Annotated in this window: 16 protein-coding genes; 9 read left to right on the forward strand and 7 right to left on the reverse strand. The window is 69.7% G+C overall.

Annotated features, from left to right (window positions below; all coding sequences use genetic code 11):
• Entirely contained in the window at positions 1 to 1,281 is a 1,281-nt protein-coding gene (locus ACIN94_RS17840) for a thymidine phosphorylase (protein ID WP_400706888.1), read from the forward strand.
• Between the two features lie 80 nt (positions 1,282 to 1,361).
• Here ACIN94_RS17840 and ACIN94_RS17845 read toward each other — a convergent pair whose 3' ends face one another.
• Complete coding sequence (locus tag ACIN94_RS17845; protein WP_400706891.1) at positions 1,362 to 2,447, reverse strand: hypothetical protein; 1,086 nt, start codon at positions 2,445 to 2,447, stop codon at positions 1,362 to 1,364.
• The gene (locus tag ACIN94_RS17850; RefSeq protein WP_400706894.1) at positions 2,444 to 2,782 is read right to left on the reverse strand and encodes a PadR family transcriptional regulator; all 339 of its coding nucleotides are present in this window, start codon (positions 2,780 to 2,782) and stop codon (positions 2,444 to 2,446) included. Before ACIN94_RS17850 ends, ACIN94_RS17845 begins: the two co-directional genes overlap by 4 nt.
• A gap of 149 nt (positions 2,783 to 2,931) precedes the next feature.
• Between ACIN94_RS17850 and ACIN94_RS17855 the strand changes: the two genes are divergently transcribed.
• The 3 genes from ACIN94_RS17855 (at position 2,932) to ACIN94_RS17865 (ending at position 5,305) form a co-directional block, all read left to right on the forward strand.
• Positions 2,932 to 4,146, forward strand: coding sequence for a helix-turn-helix domain-containing protein (locus ACIN94_RS17855; protein WP_400706897.1), 1,215 nt, complete (start codon positions 2,932 to 2,934; stop codon positions 4,144 to 4,146).
• A 107-nt stretch (positions 4,147 to 4,253) separates the two neighbouring features.
• Positions 4,254 to 4,664 carry a hypothetical protein gene (locus tag ACIN94_RS17860; RefSeq protein ID WP_400706900.1) on the forward strand — a complete coding sequence of 137 codons (411 nt, stop codon included), beginning with the start codon at positions 4,254 to 4,256 and terminating at the stop codon, positions 4,662 to 4,664.
• A 293-nt stretch (positions 4,665 to 4,957) separates the two neighbouring features.
• The gene (locus ACIN94_RS17865) at positions 4,958 to 5,305 is read left to right on the forward strand and encodes a hypothetical protein (RefSeq protein WP_400706903.1); all 348 of its coding nucleotides are present in this window, start codon (positions 4,958 to 4,960) and stop codon (positions 5,303 to 5,305) included.
• Between the two features lie 165 nt (positions 5,306 to 5,470).
• On the opposite strand, the gene ACIN94_RS17870 is transcribed toward ACIN94_RS17865, so the two are convergent.
• Positions 5,471 to 5,881: a MarR family winged helix-turn-helix transcriptional regulator gene (locus tag ACIN94_RS17870; protein ID WP_400706906.1), complete on the reverse strand. Its 411-nt coding sequence runs from the start codon at positions 5,879 to 5,881 to the stop codon at positions 5,471 to 5,473.
• Between the two features lie 206 nt (positions 5,882 to 6,087).
• Here ACIN94_RS17870 and ACIN94_RS17875 point away from each other — a divergent pair, with 206 nt between their 5' ends.
• The 4 genes from ACIN94_RS17875 to ACIN94_RS17890 all read left to right on the forward strand — a co-directional run bounded on the left by ACIN94_RS17875 (position 6,088) and on the right by ACIN94_RS17890 (position 8,958).
• A complete protein-coding gene (locus ACIN94_RS17875) occupies positions 6,088 to 6,699 on the forward strand; it encodes a hypothetical protein (RefSeq protein WP_400706909.1) in 612 nt (203 codons plus the stop codon).
• A gap of 21 nt (positions 6,700 to 6,720) precedes the next feature.
• The gene (locus ACIN94_RS17880) at positions 6,721 to 7,074 is read left to right on the forward strand and encodes a cupin domain-containing protein (protein ID WP_400706912.1); all 354 of its coding nucleotides are present in this window, start codon (positions 6,721 to 6,723) and stop codon (positions 7,072 to 7,074) included.
• An 83-nt stretch (positions 7,075 to 7,157) separates the two neighbouring features.
• A complete protein-coding gene (locus tag ACIN94_RS17885) occupies positions 7,158 to 8,237 on the forward strand; it encodes an adenosine deaminase (RefSeq protein WP_400706915.1) in 1,080 nt (359 codons plus the stop codon).
• A 28-nt stretch (positions 8,238 to 8,265) separates the two neighbouring features.
• Positions 8,266 to 8,958: a hypothetical protein gene (locus ACIN94_RS17890; protein WP_400706918.1), complete on the forward strand. Its 693-nt coding sequence runs from the start codon at positions 8,266 to 8,268 to the stop codon at positions 8,956 to 8,958.
• A 32-nt stretch (positions 8,959 to 8,990) separates the two neighbouring features.
• Here ACIN94_RS17890 and ACIN94_RS17895 read toward each other — a convergent pair whose 3' ends face one another.
• The 3 genes from ACIN94_RS17895 to ACIN94_RS17905 form a co-directional block, all read right to left on the reverse strand.
• Positions 8,991 to 10,634, reverse strand: coding sequence for a phospho-sugar mutase (locus tag ACIN94_RS17895; protein ID WP_400706921.1), 1,644 nt, complete (start codon positions 10,632 to 10,634; stop codon positions 8,991 to 8,993).
• 130 nt (positions 10,635 to 10,764) lie between these two features.
• On the reverse strand, positions 10,765 to 11,568 hold the full coding sequence (locus ACIN94_RS17900; protein WP_400706924.1) for a purine-nucleoside phosphorylase: 804 nt from the start codon (positions 11,566 to 11,568) through the stop codon (positions 10,765 to 10,767).
• Between the two features lie 129 nt (positions 11,569 to 11,697).
• Complete coding sequence (locus ACIN94_RS17905; protein WP_400706927.1) at positions 11,698 to 12,150, reverse strand: gamma-glutamylcyclotransferase; 453 nt, start codon at positions 12,148 to 12,150, stop codon at positions 11,698 to 11,700.
• A gap of 143 nt (positions 12,151 to 12,293) precedes the next feature.
• Between ACIN94_RS17905 and ACIN94_RS17910 the strand changes: the two genes are divergently transcribed.
• Positions 12,294 to 13,688, forward strand: a complete 1,395-nt coding sequence (locus ACIN94_RS17910) for an NAD(P)H-quinone dehydrogenase (RefSeq protein ID WP_400706930.1) — start codon at positions 12,294 to 12,296, stop codon at positions 13,686 to 13,688.
• A 120-nt stretch (positions 13,689 to 13,808) separates the two neighbouring features.
• Here ACIN94_RS17910 and ACIN94_RS17915 read toward each other — a convergent pair whose 3' ends face one another.
• On the reverse strand, positions 13,809 to 15,083 hold the full coding sequence (locus ACIN94_RS17915) for an ATP-binding protein (RefSeq protein WP_400706933.1): 1,275 nt from the start codon (positions 15,081 to 15,083) through the stop codon (positions 13,809 to 13,811).
• Positions 15,084 to 15,090 lie beyond the last annotated feature (7 nt).

A 15,090-nucleotide genomic window follows, 5' to 3' on the forward strand; every position in this document is an offset into this window, starting at 1 on the left:
ATGGACGCGATCGACGTCATCACCACCAAACGGGACAGGCGGGAACTGTCCGCCGAGCAGATCGACTGGGTGATCGACGCCTACACCAGGGGGGTCGTCGCCGACGAGCAGATGTCCTCCCTCGCGATGGCGATCCTGCTCAACGGCATGAACCGGCGGGAGATCGCCGGGTGGACCCAGGCCATGATCCGCTCCGGGGCCCGGATGGACTGGTCGGCGCTGCCTGGCCGTACCACCGACAAGCACTCCACCGGGGGCGTCGGCGACAAGATCACGCTGCCGCTGGCCCCGCTGGTCGCCGCGTGCGGCGGCTACGTGCCCCAGCTGTCCGGCAGGGGGCTCGGCCACACCGGCGGCACCCTGGACAAGCTGGAGTCCATCCCGGGCTGGCGGGCCTCCCTGTCCAACGCCGAGATGCTCGACGTGCTCGGCAAGGCCGGGGCGGTCATCTGCGCGGCGGGTGACGGGCTGGCCCCGGCCGACAAGAAGCTCTACGCGCTGCGCGACGTCACCGGCACCGTCGAGGCGATCCCGCTGATCGCCTCCTCGATCATGTCGAAGAAGATCGCGGAGGGCACCGGGGCGCTGGTGCTGGACGTCAAGGTCGGCTCCGGCGCCTTCATGAAGACCGTGGACCAGGCCCGCGAGCTGGCCACGACAATGGTCGAGCTGGGCACCGACGCCGGGGTCACCACCGTCGCGCTGCTCACCGCCATGGACCGCCCGCTGGGCCGGGCCGTGGGCAACGCCCTGGAGGTCGCCGAGTCCGTCGAGGTGCTCGCCGGCGGCGGCCCCGCCGACGTGGTCGAGCTGACCGTACGGCTGGCACGCGAGATGCTGCAGGCCGCCGGCCTGTCCGGGGGCAAGGACCCCGAGCAGGCGCTGAAGGACGGTTCGGCGATGGACGCCTGGCGCCGGATGATCAGTGCTCAGGGAGGCGACCCGGACGCCCTGCTGCCGAAGGCCGCCGAGACCATGGAGATCACCGCGCCCTCGTCCGGCGTGCTGTCCAGGCTCGACGCGTACGGCGTGGGCCTGGCCGCCTGGCGGCTCGGCGCGGGCCGGGCGCGCAAGGAGGACCCGGTGTCCTTCGGCGCGGGCATCACCCTGCACGCCAAGCCGGGCGACCTGGTCCGCGAGGGCCAGCCGCTGATGACCCTGCACGCCGACGAGACGTCCCGTTTCGAGCGCGCGCTCGGCGCCCTGGAGGGCGCTTACATCATCGGCGAGACCGCCGACCCCGACCTGCTCCCGCTGGTCATCGACCGCATCACCGCCTGACCGTCTGACGGCATGGTGACCCGGCCGCCGCCCGGCCCCCGCCGGGCGGCGACTCGGGACACGGGGGCCGCTCCCGGGGGCTAAGGGCTGTCGGGGGGCTGCTCAACCCGGGGATTCACCTGGGGGAGGGCGCTCATCGTCCTGGTGGCCAGGACGATGAGCACCAGACCACACAGCAGCAGCGCGACGAACTGGCCGGTGGTCACGGCTGCCATGGTCTGGGCGATCGGATCGGCCGCGTCGAAGGGGCCGGGAACGAGGTCGAGTGTCACGGGCACGACCAGGATCGCCAGTGCCAGTGGCAGGGAGGGGGTCCTCCTGCTGGGAGTCCGCAGATGTGTCCCGGCACAGACCACGCTCGCGACCAGAATCGCCAGACAGGCCAGTCCCGACTCGCCCAGCCACGGCCACACCCATGACCAGAACTGCCAGTTGACGACCGGCGCCAGCGCCACCCAGTTCAGCACGCTCAAGATCGCATAGAGCGCGACGCCGACGCCGACGGGCAGGGCGGCCACCCACCAGGGGTGGCGTAACCGCGGCACGTCACGGTGGAATCCGGCCATCAGCGCCAGCACAGGCACGACGGTCGGCAGGCTGTGCAGAAGAGAGTCCGAGAGGCCTAGAGACCAGCCCCACGCCCAGCTCTGGATGATGATGGGGCCGTAGAGCAGGGCGAGAGCGAGCAGCGCCAGTGTCTTCGCGGCGCGCGGGCGACCGCGGACGAGCGAGACGGAGGCCGCGCCCCACAGGAGATAGGTGCACATCCTCACGATGTCCCAGAGCCGATGCGCTGATCCGGCGGCACCAAGGGCCGCCTGGTAGTCGGCGGGTGACGGGCCGAAGCCCCAGTAGAGCCTCAGCAGGTCCGCGAGCCAGACACAGCTCATCACCGCCTGGAAGAACAGTCCCAGCACGGCTACCAGGCGGACCGCCTCGCCCCAGGCGAAGAACCTCGGCGCCGCGCCGGTGCTCCCCAGGCGCACCCGCATCGACAGGGCGGCCACGCTGGCGATCTCCGACCAGCGCGGCCGGGGGTTGTCGGCATCGGAGAGCCCTCCCGAACCCTCCAGGAAGGCGCCGACCATCTCCTCCTCCCGCTCGGCGCGGTAGGAGGCGGGTAACAGGCGCAACACGTATCGGTAGCGGTCTTCCAGAAGGCTCATGCCATACCCCCCGCATACCGGGCACGCAGCCGTTCGCGGGCGCTTTCCACGTTTCCAGCCAGCCGTACGGCCTCCGCCTCCAGGGCGCGCGCCCCGGACTCGGTGAGCCGGTAGTAACGGCGGAGCCTTCCCTGCTGCGCCTCCTCGCGGTCCAGCACCACCAGCTCGTCGGCGGCCAGCCGGTCCAGCACGCCGTACAGCGTGCCGATCTTCAACCGCACCCGCCCGCCGGATACCTTCTCGACCTCCTGCACGATCCCGTAGCCGTGCCGTGGCTCGTCGACCAGCGCGGTGAGGACGAGGAACGCGGGTTCCGTCATCGTCCGTGAACTCATGAAAACCAACATATCTTGTTAGGCAAGATATGTGGTGATTCAGGCATTGGAAAATCGCTGAGGCACGGTAATCAGAGCCAGGTAATCCCGTCGGAAACGGGCCCCGCACGCTTAGCCTGAGAAGGTCGATTCCCAGGAGGTGCAGGGCCATGCCCGAAGGCAACACGCTCACCACCTTTGGTGGCCGGGTCAGGTTTTTCCGTGATCGAGCCGGCATGTCGCGCGCCGTATTCGGTGAGTTGTGTGGCCGGAGCGGAGACTGGGCCAAGGCGATCGAGATCGGCAAGATCGGCATGCCCGGTCTGAACATGCTGATCCGCATGGCCGGGATCCTGCGGGTCGACGACCTCGCCGAACTCACCGGGGAGCAGCGTCTCACCACGGCCACCTACGGCAAGAACACGCATGACCAGGCTTCGGTGATCGTGCGGACCCTCGCCGCCTACCCGCTGGCAGTCTCCGACCGCGAACCGGTATCCGCTGACACGCTGGCGGCCAATGTCGCGCAGGCGTGGATGGTGTGGCATGGCTCCCCCAACCAGCGGACCGCTGTGGCCACGATCCTGCCCCGTCTGCTTGACGATGCCCGCACCTCCGTGCGGCTTCTCGAAAGCGTCGATCGGCGCCGCGCGCTGAGTTCGCTCGCGCAGATCTACCATCTGGTGCAGCTCTACCTGTCGTTTCAGCCGTACCCAGAGCTCATCCTGATGACCGGCGACAGGGCAATGCAGGCCGCCCAGGATGCCGATGACCCCAAGGCGATCGCGGCGGCGTCCTGGTATCTCAACCACGTGTGGCGTGATGCGGGGGAGCAGGCCGAGGCCCGGATCGACCTCGCCGACCAGGCCGGTCGGCTGCTGCGGCCCGAGAACGCCGAAGACCGTAGCCTCTGGGGCCTGCTGCAACTCGCCATGGCCCTGTCCCATGCCAAGATCGGCCGTCGTGGTGACGCTGAACGTCACTGGGACGGAGCACGCCGCACCGCTCAGTCCCTCGACGGGCATCACCCGTGGCTGATGTTCGGGCTCGGCATGGTCGACGCGTACGCCGTGACGATGGCCGCGGACCTGACCAACGGCCACGAGGCCACCAAGCAGGGGGACCGGATCGACCTGACCGCCATCCCGTCGAAAACCCGCAGGGCATTCCACACCGTGGAGATCGCCCGTGGCTTCTATCTCAGGAAAGAGCCGCTCGCGACCGTTCACCTGCTCAACAGGGCTTACGGCATCAGCCCCGACACGGTCGCCTTCAATCTGTTCACGCGCTCAGCCGTCAGCGAGTTGATGACCACGGGCGGGGCGACCGTACGAGACGAAGCGCGCGACCTGGCACACAAGATCAGGCTCGTACCCACCGCCTGATGCGGTGGGGAAGATCCCTCACCCCCAGGCGGGGAGGGATCCTCCCCGTCGAGGAAGGGGGAGAGGCGCTCCCTGTTCCCTCTTGTAACCGGCTGTTCACTAAGAGCATGCACTCCAGGTCCTCCCCGCTGGTCACCACCGGTCAAATGCTCCCAGTCGAGCCCTTTGCGGCACGCCAGGCCAGGGAACTGGTGAGTGTCCTGATCCGCGACCACGGGGTCGTCGCTGAGGTTCAGCCCTTCTCGTCGGCGGGGGAGGTCCTGATCTCCGTCTGGGTCGGGCTGGTCGTCCGTACCGACGGGCACCGCTTCCGGTGGATCGTGCCCGGCGTGGTGAGGGGGCGCGGTAGGCCGCTATGGACCTGGGCGGTCGAACCGGAGCGGGCCGCCGCCCGGCTGGCCGTCCTATATGGGGAGCTGCGGACCCGGCCGGTGGTGAACACGGTCCTCCGGGGTCCGCTCTCGGCCGACGACCTACTGGCCTACGCCGCCTGGGGGCGCCACGCGTCTCCCCGGTGACCCCGCCCCTCAACCATGTCGCCGATCCCTCACCCCTGCCACGGCCCCTCACTCATGTTCTCGCCCGTCACCCATGTCACTGCCCCTCATCCATGTCCTTGCCCCCCAAAGAACCGCTGGCAGGCCCTTTCCCGCCGCTGTGACCCCGCACCACGCCCCCGTAGCCGCGGGGTCGCCGGAGGTCTGCCAGTCCGAGTGGCCCCGGGACACGTCACCGGTATCCGATCGGCCCCCGGGGCCGTACCGGAAGACATCCCGGGGCCACACACCCACAAGCATGAGAGGAGTCGGCCATGATCCCCTGTCCCGGCACACCGGCGGCCAGGGTGTTGAACGCGATCACCTCCCGGCAGGCCGCGGTCGTCGCCGTCCACCGCCTGCAGGAGGCGCTCCACGCCCATGGCGTCTACACGGCCATTGCCTACGACGACGAGCGGCCACGACTGCAGGCCACGAACGACCTCACCGTGTGGGCCGACCCGGACGGCCTGATGTTCTTCTGGGTCATCGGCAGCGCCACCTCGGGCGCCCGGCGCACCGACCGTGCCGAGCGCGGTCCGGTCGCCGAACTGGACGGGGTCGCGCGCCGCATCGCCGGGCAGCTCGCCGTACCGCCGGAAACAGGGACGGTCGCGCCCTGAGATCTGAGGCGACGGTGGGTGCCGGGCTGGATCGGCTGCGGTTTTCTTGATCCGTTGGGACTGTTCCTGGATTTCGAGAACAATCCCAACGCTAAGTGGGGTGCCGCCCTTGGAGGGGTCGGCCGGAGCCGGAGGGGCGGGGTCGTTTCGGGGCCGTAGTGCGTTTCAGGTCCGTAGTGCGGCGTGCTCGGGTCGTGAGGGCTGCTCACGGCCGAAGACGTCGGACAGCACGGCGCGGTGGGTGGGCTGGGCCTCCGCGTGGCGGGCCCGGCCCTCGTCGGTGATCAGGACGAAGACGCCCCGCCGGTCGGCCTCGCACATCGCCCGGCGTACCAGGCCCGACTTCTCCAGGCGGGCGATCAGCCGTGAGCAGGCGCTCTGGCTCAGGTGGACCGCGTCGGCCACCTCCTGGACCCGGTATTTCTCCTGGCCACCCTCGACCATCTGCTCCAGGACCTCGAACTCGCTCATCCCGAGGCCGTGTCTCTCGGAGAGCTCGCGCTCCAGCGCGCAGGTGGCTGTGGCGTGCCTGGCCAGCACCTCTCGCCACGCGCGGACCACGTACCCCTCGCTCATGTCGCGGATCCTAGCATGCGCAAACATTAAATGCATGCGAATTAAATTCGTGTGCATTAGATGTGTGTGCACATATAGATAGCCCGTCCGCCGGCCGGACTCTGACCTCGGCCCTGACGTCCTGTCACCATCCGGATGTGGAAGATCTCTCCCGCCGGGTGAACCGCTCCCGGCTGCGGGGCATCTAACGGGGCAGGAGGCCCACCATGAAGCGCACCCGCGTCGCCCTCGCTCTCGCATCCGTCCCCCTCGCCCTGTCCGTCGCCGGATGTGCCGGCACCGCCGCGCCGGCGGACACCGCGTCCGCGTCCGCGTCCCCTTCCGTCACGGCCGCGCCGACCCCGCCGGTCTCCTCGCCCGACGCGTCCCCCCGGGCGGGTCTGAAGCCTCCGACCAGTACCAAGGAGGTCGAGGTCAGACGGGCCGTCGGCGAGCCGCCGACCGTCATCGGGGCTCGCTTCGCCGAACATGAGGGATTCGACCGGGTGGTGATCGATCTGAAGGGGGAAATGCCGGGATACAGCGTGCGGTGGGTGTCCCAGCTCGTCCAGGACGGGTCGGGCGACCCGATCGACGCCAAGGGCGGGGCCTACCTCCAGGTGTCGATGAACCCCGCCGTCGCGCACAGCGAGTCGGGCAGTCCCACCTGGGTGGGCGGGCCGATCTTCCAGGCGCAGCTGGGCAACGTGCAGAACGTCGTCAAGACCGGTGACTTCGAGGCCGTGGTGGGTGTGGGCATCGTCCTCGACCACAGGGCGGCGTTCCGGGTGACAGAGCAGAAGAACCCGAGCCGGCTGGTCATCGACGTCGCACACTGAGACCAATGACAAACTGGTCTGATGGTACGCAAAATCGACAGCGCCACACGCATCCCCGTCCCGGGTGGCAAGACGATCGACGAGTACGTCGGCAGGGTCAACAGCGGTGACGACCGCATCTCGATCGCGCACATGAAGGCCCCGGCCGGGTGGGACGAGCCGGCCCAGACGCCGGAGTTCGGCGAATACACCCTGGTGCTCAGCGGCGCGATCCTCGTGGAGCACGCGGAGGGCACGACCGAGGTCAGCGCCGGGCAGGCGTTCGTGAGCGAGCCCGGGGAGAAGATCCGCTACAGCTGCGGCCCCGAGGGCGCCGAGTACATCGCCGTCTGCCTGCCCGCCTTCTCGCCCGAGTCCGTCAACCGCCACGGATAGCCGTTCCGGACCTCGCGAAGGCGGAGTGTGACCGTCCGTATTTCCATGATCACTAATTAGGTATCCGAAGGTAAGATGATGCAATGAGTCAGCTACCCACCCTTGAGGAGATCCGTCGGGCTCCCAAGGTTCTGCTCCACGATCACCTTGACGGCGGCCTGCGGCCCGAGACCATCATCGAGCTGGCCCGCGAGTCGGGCTACGACAGGCTTCCCACAACCGATGTGGGCAGCCTGCGGACCTGGTTCCAGGAGGCCTCCGACTCCGGTTCGCTGGAGCGCTACCTGGAGACCTTCGACCACACGGTCGGCGTCATGCAGACGCGCGAGTCGCTGGTCCGGGTCGCCGCCGAGTGCGCCGAGGACCTGGCGGCCGACGGCGTGGTCTACGCCGAGGTGCGCTACGCCCCCGAGCAGCACACCTCCGCGGGCCTGAGCCTCGAAGAGGTGATCGAGGCCGTGCAGGAGGGGTTCAGGGCCGGTTCCGAGGGGCGCGGCATCCGGGTGGGCACGTTGCTCACCGCGATGCGCCACCAGGCCAGGTCCATGGAGATCGCCGAGCTCGCGGTCCGCTACCGCGACGCCGGCGTGGCGGGCTTCGACATCGCCGGGGCCGAGGCGGGCTACCCTCCCACCCGCCACCTCGACGCCTTCGAATACCTCCAGCGTGAGAACGCCCACTTCACCATCCACGCCGGCGAGGCGTTCGGCCTGCCGTCGATCTGGCAGGCGATCCAGTGGTGCGGCGCCGACCGGCTCGGCCACGGCGTCCGGATCATCGACGACATCACGGTGTCCGGTGACGGCGAGGCCAAGCTCGGCCGCCTGGCGGCCTACGTCCGCGACAAGCGCATCCCGCTGGAGATGTGTCCCACCTCCAACCTGCAGACCGGCGCCGCGGCCTCCATCGCCGAGCACCCGATCGGCCTGCTCCGCCGGCTGAACTTCCGGGTCACCGTCAACACCGACAACCGGCTGATGAGCGGGACCTCCGTCTCGGAGGAGTTCGCCAAGCTGTCGGAGGCGTTCGGCTACGGCTGGGACGACATGCAGTGGTTCACGATCAACGCCATGAAGTCGGCGTTCCTGCCGTTCGACGAGCGTCTGGCGCTCATCAACGGTGTCATCAAGCCCGGGTTCGCGCGGCTCAAGTGGCAGGCGTGAGCGGGCCGGTACGAGTGGAGTCAGCTCGATGAAGCAGGTGTTCCGATCGAGGACCGCGCTGGTCCTCGGCTGGATCTGGGTGGCGTTCGCCGCGTTGAACGCGGTGGATCTGACCGTCCGCTACAGCGGGCCGTCTTCGCTGGCGGCCGCCGCGGTGCTGGGGGTGCTGACCGCGGTGGTCTTCGTCACCTGCCTGCGCCCGGCGATCATCCTGGCCGGGGACGGCGTGCTGGTCCGCAACCCGATCAGGAACACCTACGTGCCGCTGGAAGCGGTGGACGGGGTCACGGTCTCCCACGCGATCAAGATCACATCCGGTGGCGAGAGCGTCCGCTGCTGGGCGCCGCAGGCCTCGGCACGCGAGCGGGCGGCGGCCGTACGGCGGGGCAACCCGGCGCGCACCGGCGGCCGGTACCGGACCGAGCCGGTGCGCTCGAAGGGGGAGCAGGCCGCGGCCGAGGCGCTGACGGGCAAGACCCACGCCGACTGGGTGGCCGAGCAGATCACCGAGCGGGTGGAGTCCGCCAGGCGGGCGGCCGCTCTGAACGCCAAGCGTGTGACCGCCGACGGCGCGGGTGCGCGTTCGGCCGAGCCGATTGCCGCCGAGCCCGCTGGCGGCGCTGTCACCGGGGCCGGGTCGATGAAGGTCACCTGGGCGCCGAGCGCCCTGGCCGCACTGCTGGCCGCGGCCGTCCTGGTGGTCGCCGCGTTCCTCGCCTGATCCCCGGCCTTCACCGGCAGGGGATCAGAGCACTACAGGCCCAGGGCCGCAGACAGGTCGGTCTTCAGGGCGTCGAGGTCCCGTACGGCCTGTGCCCGGGCGTCGGCGATCTCGTCCGTGACGGGGACGACGACCTCCAGGTAGCACTTGAGCTTGGGCTCGGTGCCCGACGGGCGGACGACGACGCGGGCACCGCCGGAGAGCCGGTAGCGCAGGCCGTCGGTGGGCGGGAGGCCGGCGGAGCCCTCGCTCAGGTCATCGGCGGACTCGACCTCGCGGCCCCCGAGCTCCACCGGCGGGGTGGCGCGCAGGCGGGCCATCGCGCCGGTGATCAGGGACAGGTCGTCCACCCGGACCGAGAGCTGCGACGTGGCGTGCAGGCCGTACCGGCGGGCCTGGTCGTCGAGGAGGTCGAGGAGGGTACGGCCGTCGAGCTTGGCCTGGGCGGCCAGCCCGGCGACGGTCAGCGCCGCGCCGATGCCGTCCTTGTCGTGGACGGGCAGGCCCGCGTCGGAGCCGACGCTGTAGCCCAGGGCCTCCTCGTAGCCGAAGACCAGCCCGTCCCCGGCCTTCATGATCCACTTGAAGCCGGTGAGGGTCTCGGCGTAGCGCACGCCGTACTCGGAGGCGATCTTGCCGAGCAGGGAGGACGAGACGATGGTGGTGGCCACCAGGCGTCCGTCGCCGGAGGTCTGCCTGATCACATGCTCGCCGAGGAGGGCGCCCACCTCGTCGCCGGTCAGCATCCGGTAGCCGCCGTCCGGCAGGGGCACGCCCACCGCGCAGCGGTCCGCGTCGGGGTCGTTGGCCAGCACGAGGTCGGCACCGACGTCCCGGGCCAGCTCCAGCGCGAGGTCCATCGCGCCCGGTTCCTCCGGATTGGGGAACGCGACGGTGGGGAAGTCCGGGTCGGGGACGGCCTGGGCCTCGACGGCCGCGGGGGCCTCGAAGCCCGCGGCCTCGAAGGCTCCGGCCAGCGTGGCGCCGCCCACGCCGTGCAGCGGGGTGTAGGCCACCCGCAGGCCGCGGGCGTCGCCGATCGGGAGCGCGGTCACCGCCTTCAGGTAGGCGGCCACCATGTCGTCGCCCAGGGTCGTCCAGGCGGGGTCGGCCGGAGAGCCGAGGGGCAGGTCGGAGACCTGGCCGACGGCGTCGATGGCCGCGGAGATCTCCGCGTCGACCGGCGGCACGATCTGCGAGCCGTCGCCCCAGTAGACCTTGTAGCCGTTGTCCCGGGGCGGGTTGTGGCTGGCGGTGACGGTCACGCCCGCGTCGGCGCCGAGGTGGCGGACGGCGAAGGCCAGCACCGGGGTGGGCAGCGGCCGGGGGAGGACGGAGGCGCGCAGCCCGGCGCCGGTGAGCACGGCGGCGGTGTCGTGGGCGAAGACGTCGGACTTGTGCCGGGCGTCATAGCCGATCACGACATGCCGTCCCGGGCCGAGAACCCGGGCGAGGCCGGCGGCGGCGCGCATGACGGTGACGCGGTTCATCCGGTTGGGACCCGCGCCCAGCTCACCGCGGAGACCCGCGGTGCCGAACTCCAGCTTGGCGCCGAACCGCTCGCGCAGCTCCTCCTGGTCGCCGCCCTCCAGCAGTGCGGCGAGCTCGGCCCGGGTCTCCGGGTCCGGGTCCTGGGCCAGCCAGGAGTGTGCAAGCCGTACGAGATCGCTGCTCATCGTCATCCCTTACTCCGGGCGGGATCCCGCCCCGTTCACCGTGTCGGACCACGGCCGTTTCCCCGCCCGTGGTCCGCCGGGCCGGCCGCCGGTCGTCTCCGTGGTCCGCCGGGCCGGTCGCCGGTCGTTCCTACAGCTTGCCGACGACCTTGGACAGCAGGACGCCCATGCGCGCGGCGGTGGCGCGGCCCACCTCCAGGACTTCCTCGTGGTTCAGCGGCTCGCCCACCAGCCCGGCGCCCGGGTTGGTGACCAGGGAGATGCCGAGCACGTCGGCGCCGCCCTCGCGGGCCGCGATGGCCTCCAGCACGGTGGACATGCCGACCATGTCGCCGCCGAGCGTCCTGCACATACGGACCTCGGCCGGGGTCTCGTAGGTCGGGCCGCGGAAGGCCACGTAGACGCCCTCCGCCATCGACGGCTCCACCTCGCGGACCAGGTCGCGCAGGCGCGGGGTGTAGACGTCGGTGAGGTCGACGAAGGTGGCGCCGGTGATCGGGCTGGCACCGGTCAGGTTGATGTGGTCGCTGATCAGCACCGCCTCGCCGACCTCCTGGGTCTCCGGGCGCAGGCCGCCCGCGGCGTTGGTCAGCACGATCGTGCGGGCACCGGCCGCGATCGCGGTCCGCACGCCGTGCACGACCGGGTCCACGCCCCGGCCCTCGTAGAGGTGGGTGCGGCCCATGAAGATCAGCGCGACCTTGTCCGACTCGGTCCGCACCGCGCGGATCCTTCCCGCGTGCCCGGCGACGGCGGGCGGCGCGAAACCGGGCAGGTCGGTCACCGGGATCTCGGCGATCGTCTCGCCGATCGCGTCGGCGGCCGGGACCCAGCCCGAACCCATCACCAGCGCGACGTCGACGGACTCGACTCCCAGGGCGTCCTTCAGTGCGGTCGCGGCGTCCTTGGCGAGTGCATAAGGGTCATTGGTCACGGCACAGAGAGTACTCGCCGTTTTTCCCGGATCGCACCAGCCGATTTCCCAGGTTCGCGACGCGGAATCCCGGGTCTGTGACGCGGAATCCCGGCCACCCGGTCCTGCCCGAGAGAACGGGCGGTACGGTCAGCTTCCGAGGGACGTGCAGGGGCGTCCGCGCAGGTTCTTGACGTAGTCGTCGGGTGCTCCGGCCTTCTCGGCCGCCTCGGCCAGGATGCCGAGATAGCGGGCGGAGGGCAGGCCGCCCTCGTAGCCGTCGAGCACGTAGAACCAGGCCAGGATCTCGCCCTCCAGGGTCTGCACCCGGAGTTTGACCTTGTGGTAGAGGCCGCGAGCCGCGCCCTCCCACTGGTCGAGGCTGGTCTCGTCCCACTCGGGCACGTCGTAGAGGACGACGAAGACCTGCTCCTCGGCGTCTTCCACGATGGTGGCGAGCGCGCCCTCCCACCCGAGGTCGTTCCCGCCGAAGGTCAGGCGCCAGCCCTGGAGCCAGCCCGATCCTCGCATGGGAGAGTGAGGGGCCCGCTGGGCCATCTGCTTCGGGTCCATGTTGCTGCCGTAGGCGGCGTAGACAGGCACGGCACCTAACAGTAATCGAAGAACGGTCGTACGCTCGCTCCGCCTCGGCGTCCCGGCGATTTTCTCAATGTTCTCAGCCGTTTCCGTGGTCCAGGGAGGGGACTCAGGGATGGTTGGTCCGGGGATGCGGGAGAATGGGGTACGTGACAAGGATCGTGATCATCGGTGGCGGGCCCGGCGGATATGAGGCGGCGCTGGTGGCCGCGCAACTCGGAGCACAGGTCACCGTGGTCGAACAGGACGGTCCCGGCGGGGCCTGCGTGCTGACGGACTGCGTGCCGTCCAAGACGCTGATCGCCACCTCCGTGCGGAAGCAGGCACTCCTCGACGCCAGCATGCTCGGCGTCCACTACACCGGTGGCCTCGACGGTGACGCCGGTGGTGTCATCGCCGACATGCCGCTGGTCAACAGGCGGGTGAAGGAGCTGGCCCAGGCGCAGTCGGCCGACATCGCCACGCGGCTGGCCGTGGAAGGGGTCGAGGTGGTCCGGGCTCCCGGACGGCTGGTCGACCCGCAGGTGGTCAGGGCCGGTGACCGGACGATCCGGGCCGACGTCGTCATCGTGGCGACCGGCGCGACCCCGCGCATCCTGAACGGCGCCGAGCCCGACGGGGAGCGCATCCTCAACTGGCGGCAGCTGTACGACCTGGAGGAGCTGCCCGAGCACCTCATCGTGGTCGGCTCCGGCGTCACCGGCGCGGAGTTCGCGGGCGCCTACCGTTCGCTCGGCTCGGAGGTCACGCTCGTGTCCTCGCGCGACCGGATGATGCCCAACGAGGACGCCGACGCCGCCGAGGTCCTCGAAGAGGTCTACCGGCGCCGCGGGATGAACGTCATGGGCCGTTCCCGGGCGGAGTCGGTCAAGCGCACGCCCGACGGTGTGGTCGTCACCCTGGAGGATGGCAGGACCGCCGAGGGTACCCACTGCCTGATGACGGTCGGCATGGTCCCCAACACCGCCGGAATCGGCCTGGAGGAGGCCGGCGTCATCCTCGACCGGGGCGGCTTCATCCAGGTGGACAAGGTCTCCCGCACCTCGGCGCCCGGCGTCTACGCGGCCGGTGACTGCACCGGGGTGTTGATGCTCGCCTCGGTGGCCGCCATGCAGGGCCGGATCGCGGTCTGGCACGCACTCGGCGAGGCGGTGCAACCGCTCCGGCTGGCCACCGTCGCCTCCAACATCTTCACCGACCCCGAGATCGCCGCCGTGGGCGTCACGCAGAAGGCGATCGAGGCCGGCGAGATCGAGGCCAACGTGGTCAAGCTGCCGCTGGCGACCAACGCCCGGGCCAAGATGCAGGGCTTCAACGACGGCTTCGTGAAGCTGTTCTGCCGCCCGCACACCGGCATCATCCTCGGTGGCGTCGTGGTCGCCCCCCGCGCTTCCGAACTGATCCTGGCGGTCTCGGTGGCCGTCCAGCAGCGGCTCACCGTGGACCAGCTCGCCCACACCTTCGCGGTCTACCCCTCCCTGTCCGGTTCCGTCACCGAGGCGGCCCGCCGTCTGATGCAGCCGACGACCCCCGGGGGCATCTGACCGGCCACGAGCGGGCCTTCTCAAGGAATTGAGACCCTCTCGTTCTCAAAGCCGGTCGTCACAGATGAGACGGCGTGCAACCACCAAGATCTGTCTCCCGCCTCCCGGCGCGATGAACGATCAGCAGTTGTTCCCCGATCCCGCACACCAGAGGGCAGCGATGGGAAGTGCCCGCAGCCGATCCCCGAAAGGGAGGGTTTCCTGTCCCGTATAGAGGACGAATCCCGCTACCCAGCGGTCGCCAAGCTTGTTAGCCAGGTGCTGGAGTCCTTTGAAGTCATCAGCGCGCACAGTTTCAGCGGCTTTGACCTCGATGCCGACCACCTCCCCTGACGCGCGCTCCAGGACGCCGTCCACCTCGACGCCATCGCGATCTCGGTAGTGATAGAGCCGCACCGGCTCTTCGGACCAGGTGAGCTGGCGGGCCAGCTCGCTCAGCACGAAGTTCTCCATGAGCGGACCGACCGGGGCGGTCACATCGCTGATCCGGGCCGGGGTAAGGCCGGCGAGGTGAGCCCCAAGTCCCGAGTCGATCATCAGGAGTTTGGGGGTCGCGATGGCGCGCGTGGTCGCGTTGGAAGACCACGCCGGAATCCGCCTGACCAGGTACACGAGGTCCAGGAGGTCCAGATACCGTTTCACCGTGGTCCTGGGCAGGCCGAGATCGCGGCTGATGTTGTCGATCACGGCCAGGCCGCCCATCCGCCCAGCGAGGATGTTGAGCAGACGCCGCATGTCGGCCGGATGCTCGATGTCCGACACCTGCTTCACGTCCCGGTTGATCAGATCGGTGACGTACGAGTCAAAGAAACGCGCCCTCCGCCGATGGGTTGAGCGATGAACGGCTTCCGGGTACCCCCCTCGCATCGCTCGGTCCAAATAGTCGGCTCGCCGAAGACGAGGTCGTGGGATCTCGATACCAACGCCGTTTCGGAACACCGCGTCGACGAAACCATCTGGCTGCCATTCGATCTCTCCTTGTGACAACGGCCACAATTCGATGGTCTCGGATCGGCCGGGGAGGGCGTCTGGAAGATCTTTGATCCCCAGCAGGCGCGCGGAACCGGTGAGGAGGAAGCGTCCAGGGCGAGGATCGGAATCAACTTCACGTTTGATGGAGAGAAGCAGGTCGGGTACGCGCTGGACCTCATCGATGAGCATGAGACCGTCGTGGTGGACGATCCCATCGGGATCCTCCCGGGCGGCGGCGCGCACGGCTGCCTGATCCAGGAAGAGCTCCCGCGAACCCGGAGTCTTGCGCGCGATCTCCTGGGCCAGGGTGCTCTTCCCTGTCTGCCGAGCACCATTGATCACCACCACCCGGGTGTCGGTAAGCGCCTCGCACGCCATCTCGTGCGCGCGTCGGGGAAAGAGCGCCAGGTCATCGATGTCCATACGGTGC

Source organism: Streptosporangium sp. NPDC087985, assembly GCF_044741965.1.
Classification (GTDB): Bacteria; Actinomycetota; Actinomycetes; order Streptosporangiales; family Streptosporangiaceae; genus Streptosporangium.